Annotated in this window: 4 protein-coding genes and 1 pseudogene; 1 reads left to right on the forward strand and 4 read right to left on the reverse strand. The window is 51.0% G+C overall.

Going from position 1 to position 4,025, the window contains the following annotated elements; translation table 11 throughout:
- From CPT76_RS39485 to CPT76_RS11455, 3 genes are all read right to left on the reverse strand, one after another.
- The coding region (locus CPT76_RS39485) for an NAD(P)/FAD-dependent oxidoreductase (protein WP_258168317.1) at positions 1-285 on the reverse strand (285 nt) is incomplete at its 3' end.
- A gap of 98 nt (positions 286-383) precedes the next feature.
- Positions 384-812, reverse strand: a complete 429-nt coding sequence (locus CPT76_RS11450; protein WP_105443010.1) for a GNAT family N-acetyltransferase — start codon at positions 810-812, stop codon at positions 384-386.
- Between the two features lie 19 nt (positions 813-831).
- Positions 832-1,311, reverse strand: coding sequence for an NUDIX hydrolase (locus tag CPT76_RS11455; protein ID WP_105443011.1), 480 nt, complete (start codon positions 1,309-1,311; stop codon positions 832-834).
- Positions 1,312-1,663: 352 nt separating this feature from the next.
- Here CPT76_RS11455 and CPT76_RS11460 point away from each other — a divergent pair, with 352 nt between their 5' ends.
- Positions 1,664-3,091 (forward strand): catalase, encoded by a 1,428-nt coding sequence (locus CPT76_RS11460; RefSeq protein WP_105444048.1) that lies wholly within the window; start codon positions 1,664-1,666, stop codon positions 3,089-3,091.
- Between the two features lie 71 nt (positions 3,092-3,162).
- Here the strand turns inward: CPT76_RS11460 and CPT76_RS11465 are convergent.
- Positions 3,163-4,025, reverse strand: a pseudogene (locus tag CPT76_RS11465) (glycoside hydrolase family 88 protein); the annotation flags it as partial.

Here is a 4,025-nt window from a genome sequence, read left to right on the forward strand (position 1 = left end):
GTGGACGCTGAGGGCACCAACCTTCGCATAGCCCGTCTGAGTCTCGCCTTCAGCTTCCAGTTCCTTGATTAACCCGGGATAAAAAGCCGCCCCTGCCTTGGCAAGCTGGTACCAGGCCTGATTGCGGCGCTGCGACAGCCATGGGCAAATGATGCCCGCGGCGGCATCCGTCGCCTGTCCCGGATCCTTTCGGTCGATGAGAAGGACGTCCGCTCCCATTTTTGCCAGCTGATAAGACGTCGATGCTCCCAGGATGCCTGATCCGATGATGATATATTTCTTCATAATTACATTCCTTTCTTGATGCCTGTTACCCCATTATAGCGAACACTTCTCTTACAGAGAAAATTCGGGCTGATCTTTAGGTTTTCCTGAATGTACTGTTACAAATATTTTTTAAAGCCTTTGCTGACTGAGCCGTCATATCCTTCTCGTTCGAAAAATTGATGGGCCCGGACTCGCTTGGAATGGCTGAGCAGCATGATTTTGTGACAATGCAGCGACCTGCAATATTCTTCGGCATATTTCAGAAGGGATTGGCCGATATTCCGGCTGCGGTGGTCCTCATGAACGACGATGTTTTCGATCAATCCATAGGGCCGGGTCCCATGCATGGCTTGAAGGCAGATGTTCAGCGTAAGCGTTCCCAGTAATGCCCCTTCCTCTTCATAGACCAGCAGAAAATTGGCGGGATCCCTTCTAATTTGTTCGATTTGCTCTTCCAGCACATTCATTTTCTTGCTGTTCGGCACCAGCATTCTGTACAAGTTACTCAGTTGTTCTCTATCTTTGGATTCCGCTTCACGGATCATAATATATTCTCCCTCCGATCTATCTGACGGCTCTATTTTTAATATGTTTGACCCCTGTCGTATGATCTAATTGTCTGATTTCCGAAGCAACAAATTCAGGAATGACGGTATACTGATCAAGTTCATCGATATCGATCCACCGGTTGACAAATCCCTCTTCCATGCCTTGAAATTCTACAACATGATGATATATGGAATGATCTCTTGGCAAATTCACAAGAAAAAACATCCCCAGCTCGTGTAACTTACGATCCGGAAAGTCTATAAAATTTTCGATTATCCAGAAAAGCTTACGGTCATAGATTGGTGCCCCATATTCCTCCATCATTTCACGTACGATCGTTTCTTCTGCGGTTTCACCGAATTCCACTCTGCCGCCGGGCATAAACCACAACTGATTATGTTCTGCTCTTTGCATCAGCACCTTATCTCTATGGAGGATAATGCAAGCAGCCCTTAACTGAAATGTATTTGTACCGGTCTCATAAGATATCATCATGTTATTTCATTCCCCATCCTCGATAATAATTTATAAAGTTTCTTTTGAGAGGCTTATTTATGACATTCCAGCTAACCTATAAGCGACTATATTTCGATACACAGCGCCGCGAAACCTGCAATGACATATGGATGTCCACTCATATTTTCATTGGCAGTCCGCATAAACCATATTGGAGAGAAGTCATGAAAATGGAGGTTAAGGAATGAACGATTCCCATCACAACGGCGCTGCCCATCAGGCTGGCAATGCAGCGAACCGTGAACCAAATTCAGCGGTTCCAAATGAGGGGAACGACAGACCGCATAGCGTAAACCAGTCCTTACCATGGGCAGAGGACCTGCCGGCCGCGATGCACTCGCAGACGGTTGGCGAACGCGGACCTGTCCTGGAGCAGGATAACATTTTGCATGAAACGCTGGAAACCTTTGTACATAGCAAAATCATTGAGCGTCCCGTTCACGTAAAAGGCTTTGGCGCATTCGGTTATTTTGAGACGGTGCATTCCATGACCGACTATACGATGCTCAGCTTTTTGCAGACGCCCGGTCAGCAGGTTCCCGTCGCGGTTCGCTTTTCCCTCGCGGTCAGCAATAAAGGCACACCGGATACTTCGCGCAATGTGCGAGGATTTTCCACCAAGTTTTACACCGAGCAGGGGGTATTTGATTTGTTATGCAATCATATCCCCGTCTTTTTGGTTCGAGATGCCGTCCGGTTCCCGGAATCAATCAAGGCCTTTCTCCCCTCGCCGAAAAACAATCTGATCGATCCCGAACGCTTCTGGAGCTTTGTAGCCAGGGCGCCGGAATCCACCCATTTCCTCGTTTGGCTATACTCGGACGTGGGCACGGTGAAGAGTCTCCGCCACATTAAGGGTCACAGCGTGAGCACTTACGTGTGGAAAAATGCAAAGGGCATGCGTTTTTATGTAAAATACCACTGGATGCCATTAGCCGGCGAGCAGTACATCGATCGGCAGGAAGCAGCCCGGCTGGCGGGTGAAAACCCGGATATTGCCGGCCAGGATCTGTACGATACCATTGCCGCGGGCAAGACCGTGGAGTACGGGCTGTATGTGCAGCTGATGAATCCCGATGATGCCGCGCATCTTCCGTTCGACCCGCTGGATGATACCAAGGTATGGGAGCAGCAGCAGTACCCTCTTCGTCCGGTCGGCCGCCTCGTATTGAACCGCAATACGGACAATTATATGGGACAGGTCGAAAAGATTGCCTTTTCCCCGTCCAATCTGCTGGAGGGTGCCGAGCTGTCGGATGATAAAATGCTGCAGGGCCGCGCCAACATTTACTGGGATTCCCAGCGCCGGCGGTTAGGCCCTAGCTTTCGCAGCATACCGATCAATCACCAGGAGAATTGGTCTCCGGCTTCCCTGGTGACCAGCGGAAATGGAAGATACGTGGAGGGCAAGCTCGAACGGACCGACATATCCAAACCGGATAATTTCACCCAAGCCGGGGAGTTTTACCGCGCCATTTCACCAGCGCAGCAGGAGCACTTGGTGGATAACTTAGCAGCTGATCTGAAAGGAATATCCCATGAAACGCAGCGGATCGTATTAAGTTACTTGTACGAAGCATCTCCGGAGCTGGGTGAAAGGGGGAATCATTTCGAGGATCATTTCGGGTATGCCATACGTCTGAGCTTGGTAGACGGGAGGAGGGATACGTTCTTTAACGTGTACCTCTTTTTTGTGCTCAGCAGTCCATCTCAGCCTACGCTTGCGTTCAGCGGAAACAGGAAACAGCATGAACAATAGCAAAAGGCGGCACAATGGCCGCCACCTTTGATCATACTCCATTAAAGTTAACATTGACTTCGACCCAGCGTTTAGAGCGATCTTTCGTACCAATATCCGGGCGAGCGGCCGTCCAGACGCATCAGTGCTTCCAGGAAAAATAATCGCCCCAAATGACGAAATCGTCCGGCGAAATTCCCCCTCTGACAAAGTAGGAGCCATGCCGCAGGAATCCCTCTTCCTCCGTGCTGCCGGCCGTGAAATAACCGTTCGCCATGGAGATGACGGACTGCTCCGCGAACTCCTGAAAAGATGCGCGCTCAGGATCCGTTTCGTCCAGATGCTGCAACAGCTCTAACATTCCGCATGCCGCAATGGCCGAAGCAGAGCTGTCCCTCGGTTCACCCTGCTGCTGCGGGGCATCAAAATCCCAATAAGCCACAAGATCCTCCGGTACGTGATCTATGAAATACCGTGCCAGCTGCTTAGCCGTGTCCAAAAAATACGGCTCCTTCAAATAACGGTAGGCAAGCGCGAAACCGCATATGCCCCAAGCCTGCCCGCGGGACCAGGTGGAACCGTCCCTGAAGCCCTGATGCGTACCTCCACGGATCGAATCGCCCGTTTGCGGATCGAAGTAGAACGTATGGTATGATGATCCGTCCCCTCGCACGAGAAATCTCCGGCTCTTGTCCGCATGAATACGGGCGATTGCGGCATAGTGAGGGTCCCCGGTCTGCTCGGACGCCCAATACAGAAGCGGAAGATTCATCAGGCAGTCGATGATGATGCGCCCGCCGTTTTCCGGGTCCCCTTCCGGACCCCACGCCTGAATGATTTGCGCGGACGGCCTCCATCGTTTTAAGAGCAGGTCGGCGGCCTGCAGGGCGGTTTGCCGGGCATCTTCATTCTGCTCGACAATCCAGCCTGCCATAGCGGACAGAGAATACAGGAA

The sequence above is a fragment of the Paenibacillus sp. AR247 genome (genome assembly GCF_002968895.1).
GTDB lineage: Bacteria > Bacillota > Bacilli > Paenibacillales > Paenibacillaceae > Paenibacillus_AQ > Paenibacillus_AQ favisporus.